We start from the raw sequence: 14,739 nt of genomic DNA on the forward strand, positions 1-14,739 counted from the left end.
GAGCGCGACCATAAAAAAGCTGCCAGTTGGCAGCTTTTTTATGGTGTCTGGCTAAGACTTTGGCCCTGCGGTATTAACCGTTGACGTTATTTACGTTACTTAATACTCGGCGAGCTTCGCGGTAGCGTTTTTTCCAGTAACTGTCATTCAGGCTGGAAATCATTACACCACTACTGGTAGAGGCATGCACGAAATTACTGTTGCCGAGATAAATACCGACATGACGGCCAGTTGAACCTGAATGGAACAGTACCAGGTCGCCAGGACGCAGCTTGTTACGGGCTATTTCTGAACCAGTGTCCTGCTGCTCGTAGGTTGAGCGCGGCAGGTCTAAACCAAACTGTTCGCGGAATGTCCGCTGAACAAACGCAGAACAATCGATGCCACGCTTAGTATCACCGCCCATACGGTAACGGACACCTTTCCATCCGGCGTACTGATCCATGATGCGGGTTTTAATATCCACATTACGAACCATCTGCTCGAACTCAGCCTGAGACGCCTGAAGTAAAAAACCATTTTGGTTGTTAACTTCATGCTTCTCTACCCGAGCGGTTTGGTTACTAGGAGTGCTACAGGCTGACAATAACGTTGCTAATACTACTGCGGGGACTGCCCGCCACAGATATCTCAGGGTAGGTTGAGATTTGACCATTGTGAGTGATTTCCTTCAAAGTCCTTACGACAGAATGTCGCTAGCCAGATAACAAAAAAGAAAATGCCCGGCAGATAAACAGCATCAGCTTTATTCACTTAACCTAAAAAAGCAGTGAAAGCGGGAATAAAGCACATTAAATAACAGCACTTGGCCGGTGGAAAGCAGATTACCGCATAAAATCTTAACTGGCGAGAGCTTTCAAGTAAATTTTAAGCAATTTTTTGATATGAATTAAATTCTGATTTCTTCGCCTGATCTTTTTACATGGAATTCCCGCCATGATGGTTTCGTAGTAGCTTAATAACCTCGCTAATGATTTGTTGGGTGAGCATTTTGTGTGCACAGCTTATTTTCGCCTATATTGAAATAATTCCTTTAATTCTCAACGAATAGACCTCGGTCCAATACCGACGATGCGCTGAAGTGAGGGGGGATCATTATGGTGCAACAGCGGGTGGTATGCACCTTCAGTGATCATCATTTACGTGCAGTCAGCTGGATCTGGTTCCAGCCTCGGAAAATAATTGTTTCGCCCGTTATCCCCTATATTGCGGCTTGGGATAGGTTAAGACTATTCTTATTTATAAGTGATGATTATTTATGGCACGAAAAATGCTTTAATTAGGGGGCAAGGAAATAACAACAGCAATGATCTCTAAGGTCAGCAGCAGCACAACATAATGAGGTATTTATGGCGAAGGGTGCATTTAAACAAAAATTAGGGCTGGTGGATCTCAGCCTGCTCGGCATTGGGTCGATGATTGGGTCAGGTTGGCTGTATGCAGCACTGACCAGCGCCGGCTATGCGGGGGCTCAGACTGGCTGGGCATGGGTATTGGGTGCCATTATTGTTTTACTGATCGGTTTAGTGTTTGCTGAACTCTCCTCGGCCATTCCCCGTGCCGGCGGTTTTGTACGCTACCCTAACTTTTCTCACGGTAATGTCGTCGGGTTTGTTATCGGCGTTAGCTCACTGCTGGCTTATACCAGTACGGCGGGTGTAGAAGTCGAAGCCGTACGTCAGTATGCCCAATACTGGTGGCCAGCACTGAGCCACACCGACGGTAGTCCGACCTCCCTGGGCTTCCTGGTACAGATCCTGTTACTGGTCGGCTTTTTCCTGTTGAACTACTGGAGCGTTAGCGTCTTCGGTCGTGTCAACACCATCATTACCACCTTTAAATTTGTGGTGCCGTTACTGACGATTGGTACGTTATTTATGTACTACCACGGCAGCAATTTAGACGTGCCACCACCACCACCAGGTGGCGCCCATGGCATCTTCACCTCTCTGACCGGTGCCGGGATTGTGTTTGCCTACCTCGGTTTCCGTCAGGCGGTAGACTTCGCCAGTGAAGCGAAAAACCCACAGCGTAACGTGCCGTTGTCGATCTTTATCGCCATCGCGGTCAGCTTTGTGATCTACTTGGCGCTGCAATACGCGTTTATGGGTGCTGTGCCTTCTGAAGCGTTATCAGCCCACGGTTGGGATGGACTTAAGCAGGTGTTCCAATCCCCGTATGCGGATCTGGCGCGTAGCCTGGGTATTACTTGGCTGATAAACCTGATCCTGGTGGATGCGGTGATCTCCCCAGCAGGTACCGGTAACATCTATCTGGCAGGGGCTAGCCGTGTGCTATTCGCTTGGGCACGTAACGGCCACCTATTCAAAGTCTTTGGTGAAGTTGACCCGAAATCGGGTGTGCCACGTGGCGCACTGTGGTTATCCCTGTTACTGGCGATTGCGTGGACCTTACCGTCTGAATTCCAAGTATGGGGCGGTTTGATCGGTGCAGTAACTTCCGCGACGGTGTTTACTTATATGCCAGGTCCTGTGACGCTGGGGGCTTTCCGTAGTCACCTGCCAGGTATGGCTCGTCCATTCCGTCTGCCGATGGCTGCTATCTTAAGTCCATTAGCCTTCGTCGCCAGTACTCTGCTGATTTATTGGAGTGGCTGGTCAGTGAACGAATTGCTGATCCCTGTGCTGATCTTAGCGTGGGTCGGTTATGTGGTATTTGCCAAGAAAACCGTGACCTCAGCCCGTGATCTGAAATGTGGCTGGTGGTTACTGGTGTACTACGTGCTGATCCTAGTGATCTCTTATCTGGGAACCTTCGGCGGCATCAATGCCATCGGCGCACCGACCGACATGATCCTGGCGGCGGTTGCGGCATTGGTCTGCTACTACTGGGGCGTCGCTACCAGTCTGCCGGTGCCAGAAATTAACGACCATGAAGAGTTGGAAGACTAAAAAACTGAGCTTCGCTCCCTGATATGGGGCGAACCAGTTATATACAAGACGCCTACGGGCGTCTTTTTTTGTCACTGTGACAAGGGAGAGTGATCCGTGTCGCTATGACGCGGGTGATAGTAAAAGCGGTACCGGCCAAGAGTCATTACCTTGGTAGGGTGACAGCTACAATCCGCGAGATCCAAGATGATGAGTGGGACCCAAGCGCTGTAGGCCATTACGTCCAGGCAAAAAAAAAGCCTGACAGAGAACCTGTCAGGCGCCTTACGCATTGGTCGCTATAGGGATTAACGCTTCCTACGTGGCAGCTTTTTATCCAGATAATTGACCAGATAATCGCTGCCTGGCGTCAGCAGCCACCAGCTCATCCCCACCAGTACCACTGACAGAGAACCTACCGCGATATCGGTAAACCAGTGTGCACCTGCCATCACCCGCGGCGTGGCAAACACCACCAGGATAATCAGCGCCTTGATAAAGGCACGGCCACCAAAGTAGCGCCACATAAAGCAGGCGAAGATCATCAGCATCATCCCGTGGTCGCCTGGGAAGCTGTCGCTAGAACCGTCTTTGGTCGGAATGCCAGTCAGTTCACCAGCGCGGTGTGCATTCTGGAAAAACAGTGACGGGCTGCTATGTACCACCGGAATACGGTGGCCCAGTTGGTTGAGTACCACTGCACTGATAAGCATGGTAATACCGATGGCCAGCATACGATGACGGCCATTGGCGTCATTTTTACGCCAGTAAGAATAATAGAGCAGTCCCATGGCGATCAGAGAAACCACGTCAAAGCCGCGGAAGTTAGTGATCGCAACGAAAATCGCAAAGCCGTGGTGCGTCACCATACGGTCATTAAAGGCGAAGAAGATCGACTTATCGAGATCGAACCAGGCCCCGTGGTTTGCTGGCAGATACCATGAAAAAAACAGTGCAATACCGACAGCATTGAGTAACAGAATAAGAAACAGACGTGAGAGGCGCATTATATAGACTCAATTGGAATTAGCAGAGCAGGGTAGTACAGAAAAACTAAATGAAATTTCAACCTGCCGCAAATGAACAACAAAAGCACGGATAACTGACGTAACAGTCCCGCGGACGCTGACAGCAGCGCCATTATACAGATAATTGAGTAAATAAATTTGTCAAATCAAGTGATAACGTTACAACTCTGCCTACGGCCCGTGGCGGCGAAACAGTTTGTGTACGGGGTCTGCTCACCCCGTACACAAGAGCGTGTTAGTCAGCACGGCCCATATAGCGGCGCTCAGGGATATGAATACGGATTTTATCACCGTTACTCAGGTATTCAGGCACCTGAACTACCAGGCCGGTACTGAATCCGGCAGGTTTAGTACGGGCGCTGGCAGAAGCGCCTTTGATCCCTGGAGAGGTGTCGGTAATTTCCATATCCACGGTCTGGGGCAGTTCCAGAGCCAGGATCTGGCCATCCATGGTCAGGACATGCATGCCCGGGATACCGCCTTCAGGGATAAACAGCAGCTCCTCTTCGATCTGGCTTTTATTAAAGTGATAAGGCGTATAGTCCTCATCATCCATAAATACATACTCTTCACCGTCGAGGTAGGAGAAAGTCACCGCGCGACGGCTCAACGAGATAGCCTCGATAATGTCATCGCCCTTAAAGCGTTCTTCGACTTTTAGACCGGTGCGGATATCAGTAAAACGCATTTTATACAGGGTCGCTGCGCCGCGGGCGCTTGGGCTCTGCACATCAATATCTTTAACCAGCAACAGCTTTCCGTTCCAGCTTACCGCCATACCACGTTTGATTTCATTTGCCTTTGGCATTGAGGGTGTCTCTCTATCAGCAATACAGGGATCCTGCGCGCCACGTTACCCGCGCAATTCCTGCCAAGCAAGTGAAACAAGATAAATATTTTTAGCCCGCTGCGAGCGGTGCCGTTTAATGCTATGGTGGCGGCCAAAATCCCTGTCAGCCGTTAGACGGCGGTAGTTACCTTGCCGTCAACGTATCTATAAAGAGGTCAAAAATGGAGTGTCGTTTCGGCTGTGGTGCCTGTTGTATTGCCCCTTCAATTTCCAGCCCGATCCCGGGTATGCCAATGGGGAAACCGGCTAATACTCGTTGCGTCCAACTGACCGATGAAAACCTGTGTGCCATTTTTACCTCACCTTTACGCCCAGCGGTCTGTGCAGGCCTGCAACCTTCCACTGAAATGTGTCACGACGACCGTCAACAGGCGATGGTCTGGCTGCTAGAGTTGGAAAAACTGACCGCCCCTTAACCCGCCGCAGGAACAGGTGCTGAAGGTGCTGAAGTCGTTGCGTCTACGGAGGTGGGCAGCCCTAAAAGCATAACAGCAGCGCCATCATAGCCTAAGGATAAGGCCTATAATTGGAGCAATGACCTACCTACTGTCATGTGCTGAGCAACCACTGAACCGCTATTATCGTAAAGTTTGATGCTTGAGTCGGCAGCAGCCGGTTCCACAAAATTCTCTTTAAATGAGGGAATTGTGCGTAGCCTCAAAGAATCAGTCGATGAAATAAAGTATTTATTGCAGCACTATTTTTACAGTGTCTATATTAGTGAAACGTTTCAGCGCCCGGGAGGGCCACTAACTACCGGCCGAAATGTTTCTTTTTTAGCCGCTTGCTGAAACGATTCAACTAAAAAGAAAGAGTGAGGAGTCTTATGTTCCAGCTCGATGTAAAGGCGATCCATACCGCTGCTAGTGCCAGTGATAAAACGGATGCTATCCGCCAAGTCGCGGCTGCGCTGGCCGCTGCCGGAAATGTCAGCGATGCCTATGTAAACGGAATGCTGGCCCGCGAACAACAAACCTCCACCTTCCTTGGCAATGGTATTGCCATTCCCCACGGCACCACTGATACCCGCGACTTGGTGCTCAACACAGGTGTGCAGGTGTTCCAGTTTCCGCAGGGGATCCAGTGGGGAGAAGGGCAGACAGCCTATGTGGTGATTGGCATTGCGGCAAAATCTGATGAACATCTGGCGTTATTGCGTCAGCTGACCCATGTGCTGAGTGATGACTCGCTGGCTGATACCCTTAAATCCGCTTCTGCAGAAGAGCTGCGTGCCATCTTAATGGGCGAGAAGCAGGCCGCGGCGTTCCTTTTTGATAGCACGCTTATCCAGACCGATGTTGCCGCCAGTGACTTGATTACCCTGCAGGCGCTTAACGCCGGTCGGTTACAGGCAGTTGGTGCGGTAGATAGCCAGTTTGTCAGCGAAGTGATTTCTCGCCAGCCATTACATCTTGGGCAGGGCGTTTGGTTGAACGACAGTACTCGCGGTAATCAGGTGAGTGCTATCGCTGTCAGCCGCGCGGTGACACCGTTCACTGGCCCTAACTCGCTGCCAGCACAATTGCTGATCACCGTGGCGGTGGCTGACGATCAGCCCCTGACCGCACTGGGCTATCTGCATCAATTACTGATCAAACAGAAAGCCGATGCCCTTCTGAGCGCTGATAAAGCCGGCATTTTAGCGTTGCTGACCAGTGAATATGTCGAGGCCGAGGAAGTGGTGAGCGCCGAGTTCGTGATCAATAACGAGCATGGACTGCACGCCCGTCCAGGCACTGCGCTGGTCACCACTATTAAAGGCTTTAAAAGCGATATTACGGTTACCAACTTGGATGGTAGCGGTAAACCGGCCAATGGCCGTAGCCTGATGAAAGTGGTGGCGCTTGGGGTGAAAAAAGGTCATCGCCTGCGCTTCACTGCCAGCGGCGAAGATGCCGCCGCTGCCATTGCCGCTATCGGTGAGGCGATTGCCAGCGGTCTCGGGGAGGGTGCAGCATGAGTAGACGTGTCGCGACCATTACCCTCAACCCAGCCTATGATCTGGTGGGATTTGTCCCGCAAATTGAGCGCGGTGAGGTCAACCTAGTGACCACTACCGGCCTGCACGCTGCGGGTAAAGGCATTAACGTGGCCCGGGTGCTGAAAGATCTCGGCGTGGATGTCACCGTCGGCGGATTTCTCGGCCGTGATAACCAAGACGGATTTCAGCAACTGTTCAGCGAACTGGGGATCGCCAACCGCTTTCAAGTAGTTGAGGGCAGAACACGTATCAACGTCAAGCTCACCGAGCAGGACGGTGATGTTACTGACCTGAACTTTTCCGGATTCGCCGTGACCGAGAAAGATTGGGAACGTTTCAGCAGCGATTCACTGCACTGGCTGGGACAGTTCGATATGGTGTGTGTCAGCGGCAGTCTGCCGCAGGGTGTTTCACCAGAGGCTTTCACGGATTGGATGAGAGCACTGCGCAGCCTCTGTCCGTGCATCTGTTTTGACAGCAGTCGCGCCGCTCTCGAAGCCGGATTAAAAGCGGCTCCTTGGCTGGTAAAACCTAACCGTCGTGAACTGGAAACCTGGGCCGGTAAACCGTTACCCGAACTCCAAGATGTGATCACCGCGGCGCATCAACTGCGCGATCAGGGCATTGCCCATGTGGTGATTTCGCTGGGTGCAGAAGGGGCGCTGTGGGTCAATGCCTCAGGAGAATGGTTGGCAAAACCACCGGCCTGTGAGGTGGTCAGTACCGTTGGGGCTGGGGATTCCATGGTCGGTGGCCTGATCTACGGCTTGCTAATGGGAGAGTCCAGTGAACATACCCTAAGGCTGGCTACTGCGGTGGCAGCAATGGCCGTTAGCCAGAGTAATGTAGGTGTTGCTGACAGAACAACGCTGGCGGCAATGATGGCACGTGTTGATTTACACCCCGTGCACTGACAGCAGGAGAGGAATTATAAATGAAAACGCTGCTGATAACTGATGCAACACTGGGTAAAGCCAGTGCCTTTATGGCCGCTCAACAGGCGGCAACCGCGGTGGAAGCCAGTGGGCTGACCCTGACTTCTGTTGCCAGCGATGCTGAATTGGTGGTGGTAGCAGGCAATACTGTTCCCGCAGACCCGGCCCTGAGCGGGAAAAAACTGTGGCGTGGTGAATTACAAGCGCTGCTGGATGATCCACTGGCTTTTTTAACCACCGCCCGCCAACAGGCCACGCTCTGGCAACCGGCTGCCGAGGAGTCAGTGGGATCGGCTGCACCCGCGGTCACCACTGAGAGTGCCAAACGTATCGTTGCGGTTACTGCCTGTCCGACCGGCGTTGCGCATACCTTTATGGCCGCTGAGGCTATTGAGGCGGAAGCGAAAAAACGTGGCTGGTGGGCAAAAGTCGAGACCCGTGGTTCTGTGGGAGCGGGTAACCCTATCTCTGCCGAAGAAATTGCCGCTGCCGACCTGGTGATTGTGGCGGCGGATATTGACGTTGATCTGGCAAAATTCGCCGGTAAACCGATGTACCGTACGTCAACTGGATTGGCGCTGAAGAAAACTGCTCAGGAATTTGATAAAGCGCTGAGTGAGGCTAAACCTTACCAGCCAGCGACCCGTGGTGCTAAGCCAGCTGTTGACAGTGATAGCGGTCAAGAGAAAACTGGTGCTTACCGGCATCTGCTGACCGGGGTCTCTTATATGCTGCCGATGGTAGTAGCCGGTGGGCTGTGTATTGCTTTGTCGTTCGCCTTCGGCATCAATGCCTTTAAAGAAGCCAATACCCTGCCTGCAGCACTGATGCAAATAGGTGGCGGCAGTGCCTTTGCCCTGATGGTGCCGGTTCTGGCAGGGTTTATTGCTTTCTCGATTGCTGACCGTCCAGGCTTAACGCCAGGCCTTATCGGCGGGATGTTGGCCAGCACTACCAGCGCTGGTTTCCTCGGCGGCATCATCGCTGGGTTTATTGCCGGTTATGCGGCCAAATTTATCAGCACCCGGTTGACGCTGCCACAGAGTATGGAAGCGTTAAAACCGATACTGATTATTCCGCTGTTGGCGAGTTTGGTCACTGGTCTATTGATGATCTACGTGGTTGGCAAACCGGTCGCTGCCATTATGGAGTGGTTGACTGCCTGGCTGAGTAATATGGGTACTGCCAACGCAGTGCTGTTGGGGGCGGTACTGGGTGGCATGATGTGCACCGATATGGGGGGACCGATCAATAAAGTGGCCTATGCGTTTGGTGTCGGCTTATTAAGCAGCAAAGCTTATGGCCCGATGGCGGCGATCATGGCTGCAGGGATGGTACCGCCGCTGGCAATGGGCCTGGCGACCTTGTTGGCCCGTAAAAAATTCAACAAAGGTCAGCAAGAAGGGGGTAAAGCGGCGCTGGTTCTCGGACTGTGCTTTATCTCTGAAGGGGCGATCCCGTTTGCGGCCAGAGACCCGATGCGGGTGATCCCATGCTGTATGGTCGGCGGGGCAGTGACCGGAGCCATATCGATGGCGATAGGTGCCAAGTTAATGGCACCGCACGGTGGCCTGTTTGTGCTGCTGATCCCAGGGGCGATCACACCGGTACTGGGTTATCTGCTGGCGATTATCGCCGGAATGTTGCTGGCGGGAGTGGCTTACGCACTCCTGAAAAAACCGGAGCCGGTCACCGCCTAACTAGCGATGATTGAGAGCGACAGGGCGCGGAATGCGCCCTGTTTGTTTTTCCTGTTTTAGACCCCGTCGGCAGCGTTCTGCTGGGCTTTCAGCCAAGCAATTTCATCTTTCCAGATATCCGGATTAACGGTTTCTAGGATCAGCGGGATGCCGTCAAAGCGCGGATCTTTCATCAGCCAACTGAACACCGTAGTACCAATATTCCCTTCCCCTAAGCTGTGGTGACGGTCGACTCGACTACCGAATTCGCTTTTAGCATCATTCAGGTGCATCCCCCGCAGATACTCAAAGCCGACCACCTTATCAAACTCACGGAACGTGGCTTCACAGTCTTCAACGCTGCGCAGCTCATAGCCCGCCGCGAAGGCATGGCAGGTATCGATACAGACACCGACTCGGCTTTTATCTTCGACGTGATGGATGATTTCGGCCAGGTGCTCAAAGCGGAAACCGAGGTTGCTGCCCTGACCAGCGGTATTCTCGATCACTGCGGTCACGCCGTGGGTCTGATCCAGAGTCATATTAATGGATTCCGCAATCAGCTTCAGGCACTGCTGTTCGGGGATCTGTTGCAGATGGCTACCTGGGTGGAAATTCAGTAACGTCAGGCCCAACTGTTCGCAGCGCTGCATCTCATCGAGAAAAGCCAACCGAGATTTTTCCAACGCTTCAGCCACCGGGTGACCGAGGTTAATCAGATAACTGTCATGCGGGAGGATCTGTGCACCACTGAAGTGATATTTTTCGCAGGCCTCACGAAAAGCATTGATGGTTTTAGCAGAGAGATCAGCGGCCCGCCACTGACGCTGATTTTTGGTGAACAAGGCAAAGGCTGTGGCTTCCAATTCGTGGGCACGCAGGACGGCATTTTCCACCCCGCCGGCCGCGCTGACATGGGCACCAATATACTTCATAACTGTTTCTCCTGACTTGCGGGTTCTGTATTGGCGTTTATGATACCTGATGGATCACGACATCACATGCCAAAGCCACAGATCCACTGCTGCACCGCCGATAATCAGCCATAAAAATACCATCAAACCTAACAACAGCGGTTTTCTTCCGGCCTGTTTCAGCTCACTGATACGGGTACTAAGTCCTAGCGCCGCCATCGCCATTGTCAGCAGTAGACTGTCACCTTGGCGGATCATTGCAAGCACTGGAGCAGGGAGCCAGCCCAGGGAGTTTAGGCCGGCGATCATGATAAATCCTAGCGCAAACCACGGGAAGGTCACCGCCTGTTGTTCCTCAGTGACATGACCGTTGCGGTGGCGCAGCCACTGACCGAGCAGTAACAAGAAGGGGGCTAGTAGCATCACCCGCAGCATTTTCGCCACCACCGCGCTGTTCTCCGCGTGTGGACTGATGGCATGTCCGGCCGCGACTACCTGTGCTACCTCGTGGAGAGTGGCTCCGGTATACAGCCCGAACTGGCGGTCGGTGACTGACGGTAAGCTGTGGCGGGCAAACTCCCACAGTAACGGATAGAGGAAGATCGCGCAGGTGCCAAATAGCACGACCGTGGCCACCGCGACTGCTACTTTACCGGCGTCGGCCTTGATCACCGGCGCAGTGGCCAGCACGGCTGCCGCACCACAAATGCTGCTGCCGGCACCGATCAACCATACCGTTTGCGGGTCCGCGCGTAATAGACGGATGCCGAGAAAACAGGTCAGTAAAAAGGTACTGCTGAGCATGATCACATCGGTAAGCAAGCCGGGCAGACCAATACTGCCTATCTGGCTAAAGGTAACATTAAAGCCATAGAGAATAATCCCTCCTCGCAGCAATCTCTGTTTGCTAAAGGTGACCCCGGGGTGGGCCATCGCGAGTATGCGAGACGGTAATAAATTTCCCACCAGCATTCCGCAGGCAATCGCTAGGGTGAGGGAGCCGAGACCGAGGCTCGCCAGCCACGGCAGTTGTAATAACACTAGTGCGCTGCCGGTAACCAGCGCACACAGCAGCAGACCCGGCAGAGAGGCGGGAACAGGGAGGTGGGTTTTTCTTAGAGGATAAAGGGTCATGGCGGCTCCGGTAATCAGTGACTAGCCTCTATGCTGCCGGGGTTTTATATAAAAGAGAAATTCATTATATTTTTATAATTGACCGGTTAAACTGGTAAGTAATGGGTCATCTCGGCCTTCATCTTTAAGGATACTGAATTTTGCATATCACTCTGCGGCAACTGGAAGTTTTCTGTGAAATTGTCAAAAGCGGCTCTACCACCCAAGCCGCGCAGCCTCTGGCATTGTCCCAGTCTGCGGTCAGTGCGGCACTGGCGGATCTGGAGCACCAACTCTCGGTACGCCTGTTTGACCGGGCGGGCAAGCGACTGGTGGTCAATGAACATGGCCGCTTACTTTACCCGAAAGCGGTGTCTCTGCTGGAACAGGCACGGGAAGCAGAGCAGTTGTTTGTTGAGGATGATGGGGCAATACGTATCGCCGCCAGCAGTACCATCGGTAATTATCTGCTGCCCGCGATGATGGCTGACTACCGCCGAGACTTCCCAAGGGCACCACTGGAGTTAACCGTCGGTAATAGCCAGGAGGTGATCCAGGCCGTCAGCGAATTTCGCGCCGATGTCGGACTGATCGAAGGGCCTTGTCATGTGGCGGGGATCAACAGTGAAAGCTGGCTACAGGATGAACTGGTGGTGTTTGCAGCCCCGGAATGCCCGTTATTTGAGAGACCGGTGACCCTGAACCGCCTAGCAGCGTCTAGCTGGATCTTGCGAGAGCGGGGGTCCGGTACTCGGGAAATTGTTGATTACCTGCTGCTGTCTCACCTGCCGCATTTTAACGTGGCGATGGAACTGGGTAACTCAGAAGCCATCAAACACGCGGTGCGTTACGGTATGGGGATCAGTTGTCTGTCGCGGCGGGTGATTGCCGATCAACTGGAAAACGGCAGCTTGCGACAGGTAGAGTTACCATTGCCCGCGCTGACCCGTACGCTGTACCGCATTCATCACCAACAGAAACATCTGTCCCGATCGCTGAACCGGTTTCTCTCCTACTGCCGTGAGCCTGAAGCCCCGCCGATCTTCGTAACACCGTGTGGGTGATGCTGTTGCTTATAATTATTAGAGGATCATGAAGGTAACTTATAACCCGGTGGTAATGCTATACAGTCTAGGGTTAGCTGCTACAATCGCGCCTCATTTTTATCCAGCATAGTGTTTACTGATGAATAATAACTCAAATACAACAGATAAGCCCGGCCTGAAGCGTGTGTTGAAAGCCCGTCATCTGACGATGATTGCGATCGGCGGTTCAATTGGTACCGGGCTGTTTGTCGCCTCTGGGGCCAGTATTTCTCAGGCAGGCCCTGGCGGGGCGCTGCTGTCTTACGCCATCATTGGGCTGATGGTGTACTTTCTGATGACCAGTCTCGGTGAGCTGGCATCTTACATGCCGGTTTCAGGCTCTTTCGCGACCTATGGCGCCAAATATGTGGAAGAGGGCTTTGGTTTCGCCCTTGGCTGGAACTACTGGTATAACTGGGCGGTCACGATCGCTGTGGATCTGGTGGCTGCGCAACTGGTGATGGGCTACTGGTTTCCAGAGGTGCCGGGCTGGATCTGGAGTGCGCTGTTCCTCGGAGTGATCTTCCTGCTGAATGTAGTGTCGGTCAAAGGTTTTGGTGAAGCCGAGTACTGGTTCTCATTAATCAAAGTGGTCACCGTGGTGATTTTTATCATTGTCGGTCTGATGATGGTCACTGGCATTATGCGCGGCGGCGAACAGGGTGGTTGGCATAATTGGACAATCGGCGATGCACCTTTTGCCGGCGGCTTTTCCGCCATGATTGGCGTGGCGATGATTGTGGGGTTCTCGTTCCAAGGTACCGAATTGATTGGTATTGCTGCCGGTGAGTCCCAGGACCCAGGCAAAAATGTGCCGCGTGCTATGCGTCAGGTATTCTGGCGTATCCTGCTGTTCTATGTGCTGGCCATCCTGATTATCAGCCTGTTACTGCCGTACACTGATCCACGTTTGTTACATAACGATGTGCAGGATGTCGGGGTCAGCCCGTTTACGCTGGTGTTCCGCAATGCGGGATTGTTGTCAGCCGCTGCGGTGATGAATGCTGTGATCCTGACTTCGGTACTGTCTGCGGGTAACTCAGGGATGTATGCCTCTACCCGGATGCTGTTTACCCTTGCCCGTGAAGGCAAAGCGCCAAAGATGTTTGGTAAATTGACCGCCAGTGGGGTGCCGCGTAATGCCTTGATCGCCACCACCGTGGTCGCAGCGCTCTGTTTCCTGTCCTCGAGGTTCGGGAACCAGACTGTGTATATGTGGCTGCTGAATACTTCGGGAATGACCGGTTTTATTGCTTGGCTGGGTATTGCCATCAGCCACTACCGTTTCCGTAAAGGCTATGTGGCCAACGGTCATGACCTGTCGGCACTGCCTTATCGCTCAGGGCTGTTCCCGCTGGGGCCGGTATTTGCGTTTGTGCTGTGTCTGGTGATCACCCTCGGCCAGAACTATCAAGCATTCTTAGCCGATAAAATTGACTGGTCCGGTGTGGCAGCGACCTATATCGGTATTCCACTGTTCCTGATCATTTGGTTCGGCTACAAGCTGACCCGTGGCAGTCGTTTTGTGAAATACCATGAAATGGAATTTCCGGCGGTGACCAAAGGGGAGTCATGATCGGTCACACGTTGAGTGCGTAAAAAACCAAAACCCATGCCGAGCATGGGTTTTTTATGCTTAAAAATAAAACCATTAAGATTTAAGCAGCGTCATCATTTGTCTGTGCTGCTGTTTCTGCTGCTGGATCATGCCGCGAGCGAGTTTCAGCAGAGCCGGATCTCGTCCGAGCTTCAGTTCAGCCGTGGCGTAACCGATGGCCCGCTGATGATGTGCCGCCATCAGCCAGTTAAACTGGCGATCGGCATCGCCGTTTAACGGTTGACGAAATGCCTGCCGGGCCTGGTTATCGGCGGCCTGCAATAACTGTTTCTCTTGTTGATAGCGCGGGTCTGTGGCGGGTAGCGGACTGACTTGGCTGCTGACCGGGGCATTACGGTCGCGGTGGGCAAGGATGCCGGAGGCGATCGCCCGCAACTGAGGATTCTGGCCGTCATGGATTTCCGCTTCTGATAAGCCGACACCGGTCAGGTGCTGAGGCACCAGAAAGGTCGCAAAGTCATGGTCAATATCTCCGGACGGCGGATGCTGATCAATACGTTGTAGATATTGGTGGCTTTGCTGTAACAGTGCCGGTAACTCCGCGGACAGGGCTGGACGCACACACAATAGCACTGGCACTGCCAGCCATAACGTGTTGAGTAATATTGACGGACGTCGGCATAAAGACGCGGATAACATCGTTAT

12 protein-coding genes and 1 pseudogene are annotated in these 14,739 nt (G+C 52.9%); 7 read left to right on the forward strand and 6 right to left on the reverse strand.

Annotated elements, in window-relative coordinates:
* Positions 1-73: 73 nt before the first annotated feature.
* A complete protein-coding gene (gene mepS / locus DW47_RS0111710) occupies positions 74-655 on the reverse strand; it encodes a bifunctional murein DD-endopeptidase/murein LD-carboxypeptidase (protein WP_029686601.1) in 582 nt (193 codons plus the stop codon).
* 694 nt (positions 656-1,349) lie between these two features.
* Here mepS and DW47_RS0111715 point away from each other — a divergent pair.
* Complete coding sequence (locus DW47_RS0111715; RefSeq protein WP_029686602.1) at positions 1,350-2,912, forward strand: APC family permease; 1,563 nt, start codon at positions 1,350-1,352, stop codon at positions 2,910-2,912.
* 287 nt (positions 2,913-3,199) lie between these two features.
* On the opposite strand, the gene DW47_RS0111720 is transcribed toward DW47_RS0111715, so the two are convergent.
* Positions 3,200-3,898 carry a phosphatase PAP2 family protein gene (locus DW47_RS0111720; protein WP_029686603.1) on the reverse strand — a complete coding sequence of 233 codons (699 nt, stop codon included), beginning with the start codon at positions 3,896-3,898 and terminating at the stop codon, positions 3,200-3,202.
* Between the two features lie 256 nt (positions 3,899-4,154).
* A complete protein-coding gene (yeiP, locus tag DW47_RS0111725; RefSeq protein ID WP_029686604.1) occupies positions 4,155-4,727 on the reverse strand; it encodes an elongation factor P-like protein YeiP in 573 nt (190 codons plus the stop codon).
* 203 nt (positions 4,728-4,930) lie between these two features.
* Here yeiP and DW47_RS0111730 point away from each other — a divergent pair, with 203 nt between their 5' ends.
* The 4 genes and pseudogenes from DW47_RS0111730 (at position 4,931) to fruA (ending at position 9,385) form a co-directional block, all read left to right on the forward strand.
* Positions 4,931-5,185 carry a YkgJ family cysteine cluster protein gene (locus DW47_RS0111730; protein WP_029686605.1) on the forward strand — a complete coding sequence of 85 codons (255 nt, stop codon included), beginning with the start codon at positions 4,931-4,933 and terminating at the stop codon, positions 5,183-5,185.
* A 410-nt stretch (positions 5,186-5,595) separates the two neighbouring features.
* Positions 5,596-6,729, forward strand: coding sequence for a fused PTS fructose transporter subunit IIA/HPr protein (gene fruB / locus DW47_RS0111735; protein WP_029686606.1), 1,134 nt, complete (start codon positions 5,596-5,598; stop codon positions 6,727-6,729).
* Complete coding sequence (gene fruK, locus DW47_RS0111740; protein WP_029686607.1) at positions 6,726-7,664, forward strand: 1-phosphofructokinase; 939 nt, start codon at positions 6,726-6,728, stop codon at positions 7,662-7,664. Before fruB ends, fruK begins: the two co-directional genes overlap by 4 nt.
* A 16-nt stretch (positions 7,665-7,680) precedes the next feature.
* A pseudogene (gene fruA, locus DW47_RS0111745) lies at positions 7,681-9,385 on the forward strand (PTS fructose transporter subunit IIBC).
* Positions 9,386-9,441: 56 nt separating this feature from the next.
* Here the strand turns inward: fruA and nfo are convergent.
* A complete protein-coding gene (nfo, locus tag DW47_RS0111750) occupies positions 9,442-10,299 on the reverse strand; it encodes a deoxyribonuclease IV (RefSeq protein ID WP_029686609.1) in 858 nt (285 codons plus the stop codon).
* A gap of 54 nt (positions 10,300-10,353) precedes the next feature.
* Entirely contained in the window at positions 10,354-11,412 is a 1,059-nt protein-coding gene (locus DW47_RS0111755) for a YeiH family protein (protein ID WP_029686610.1), read from the reverse strand.
* 140 nt (positions 11,413-11,552) lie between these two features.
* Here DW47_RS0111755 and yieE point away from each other — a divergent pair, with 140 nt between their 5' ends.
* Both yieE and DW47_RS0111765 read left to right on the forward strand, forming a co-directional pair.
* Positions 11,553-12,455: a DNA-binding transcriptional regulator YeiE gene (gene yieE / locus DW47_RS0111760; RefSeq protein WP_029686611.1), complete on the forward strand. Its 903-nt coding sequence runs from the start codon at positions 11,553-11,555 to the stop codon at positions 12,453-12,455.
* A gap of 121 nt (positions 12,456-12,576) precedes the next feature.
* Positions 12,577-14,052: an amino acid permease gene (locus tag DW47_RS0111765; RefSeq protein WP_029686612.1), complete on the forward strand. Its 1,476-nt coding sequence runs from the start codon at positions 12,577-12,579 to the stop codon at positions 14,050-14,052.
* A gap of 75 nt (positions 14,053-14,127) precedes the next feature.
* On the opposite strand, the gene DW47_RS16670 is transcribed toward DW47_RS0111765, so the two are convergent.
* A complete protein-coding gene (locus DW47_RS16670; protein WP_051150926.1) occupies positions 14,128-14,733 on the reverse strand; it encodes a DUF305 domain-containing protein in 606 nt (201 codons plus the stop codon).
* Between the last annotated feature and the right edge of the window lie 6 nt (positions 14,734-14,739).

This window comes from Tatumella saanichensis (assembly GCF_000439375.1).
GTDB lineage: Bacteria > Pseudomonadota > Gammaproteobacteria > Enterobacterales > Enterobacteriaceae > Tatumella > Tatumella saanichensis.

Excerpts from the sequence above, each read along its gene's own strand:
- DW47_RS0111720 (WP_029686603.1), bottom strand. The coding sequence starts at position 3,898 with ATGCGCCTCTCACGTCTGTTTCTTATTCTGTTACTCAATGCTGTCGGT.
- fruK (WP_029686607.1), top strand. The coding sequence starts at position 6,726 with ATGAGTAGACGTGTCGCGACCATTACCCTCAACCCAGCCTATGATCTG.
- fruB (WP_029686606.1), top strand. The coding sequence starts at position 5,596 with ATGTTCCAGCTCGATGTAAAGGCGATCCATACCGCTGCTAGTGCCAGT.
- DW47_RS0111730 (WP_029686605.1), top strand. The coding sequence starts at position 4,931 with ATGGAGTGTCGTTTCGGCTGTGGTGCCTGTTGTATTGCCCCTTCAATT.
- nfo (WP_029686609.1), bottom strand. The coding sequence starts at position 10,299 with ATGAAGTATATTGGTGCCCATGTCAGCGCGGCCGGCGGGGTGGAAAAT.
- mepS (WP_029686601.1), bottom strand. The coding sequence starts at position 655 with ATGGTCAAATCTCAACCTACCCTGAGATATCTGTGGCGGGCAGTCCCC.
- DW47_RS0111765 (WP_029686612.1), top strand. The coding sequence starts at position 12,577 with ATGAATAATAACTCAAATACAACAGATAAGCCCGGCCTGAAGCGTGTG.
- yeiP (WP_029686604.1), bottom strand. The coding sequence starts at position 4,727 with ATGCCAAAGGCAAATGAAATCAAACGTGGTATGGCGGTAAGCTGGAAC.
- DW47_RS0111715 (WP_029686602.1), top strand. The coding sequence starts at position 1,350 with ATGGCGAAGGGTGCATTTAAACAAAAATTAGGGCTGGTGGATCTCAGC.
- DW47_RS0111755 (WP_029686610.1), bottom strand. The coding sequence starts at position 11,412 with ATGACCCTTTATCCTCTAAGAAAAACCCACCTCCCTGTTCCCGCCTCT.
- DW47_RS16670 (WP_051150926.1), bottom strand. The coding sequence starts at position 14,733 with ATGTTATCCGCGTCTTTATGCCGACGTCCGTCAATATTACTCAACACG.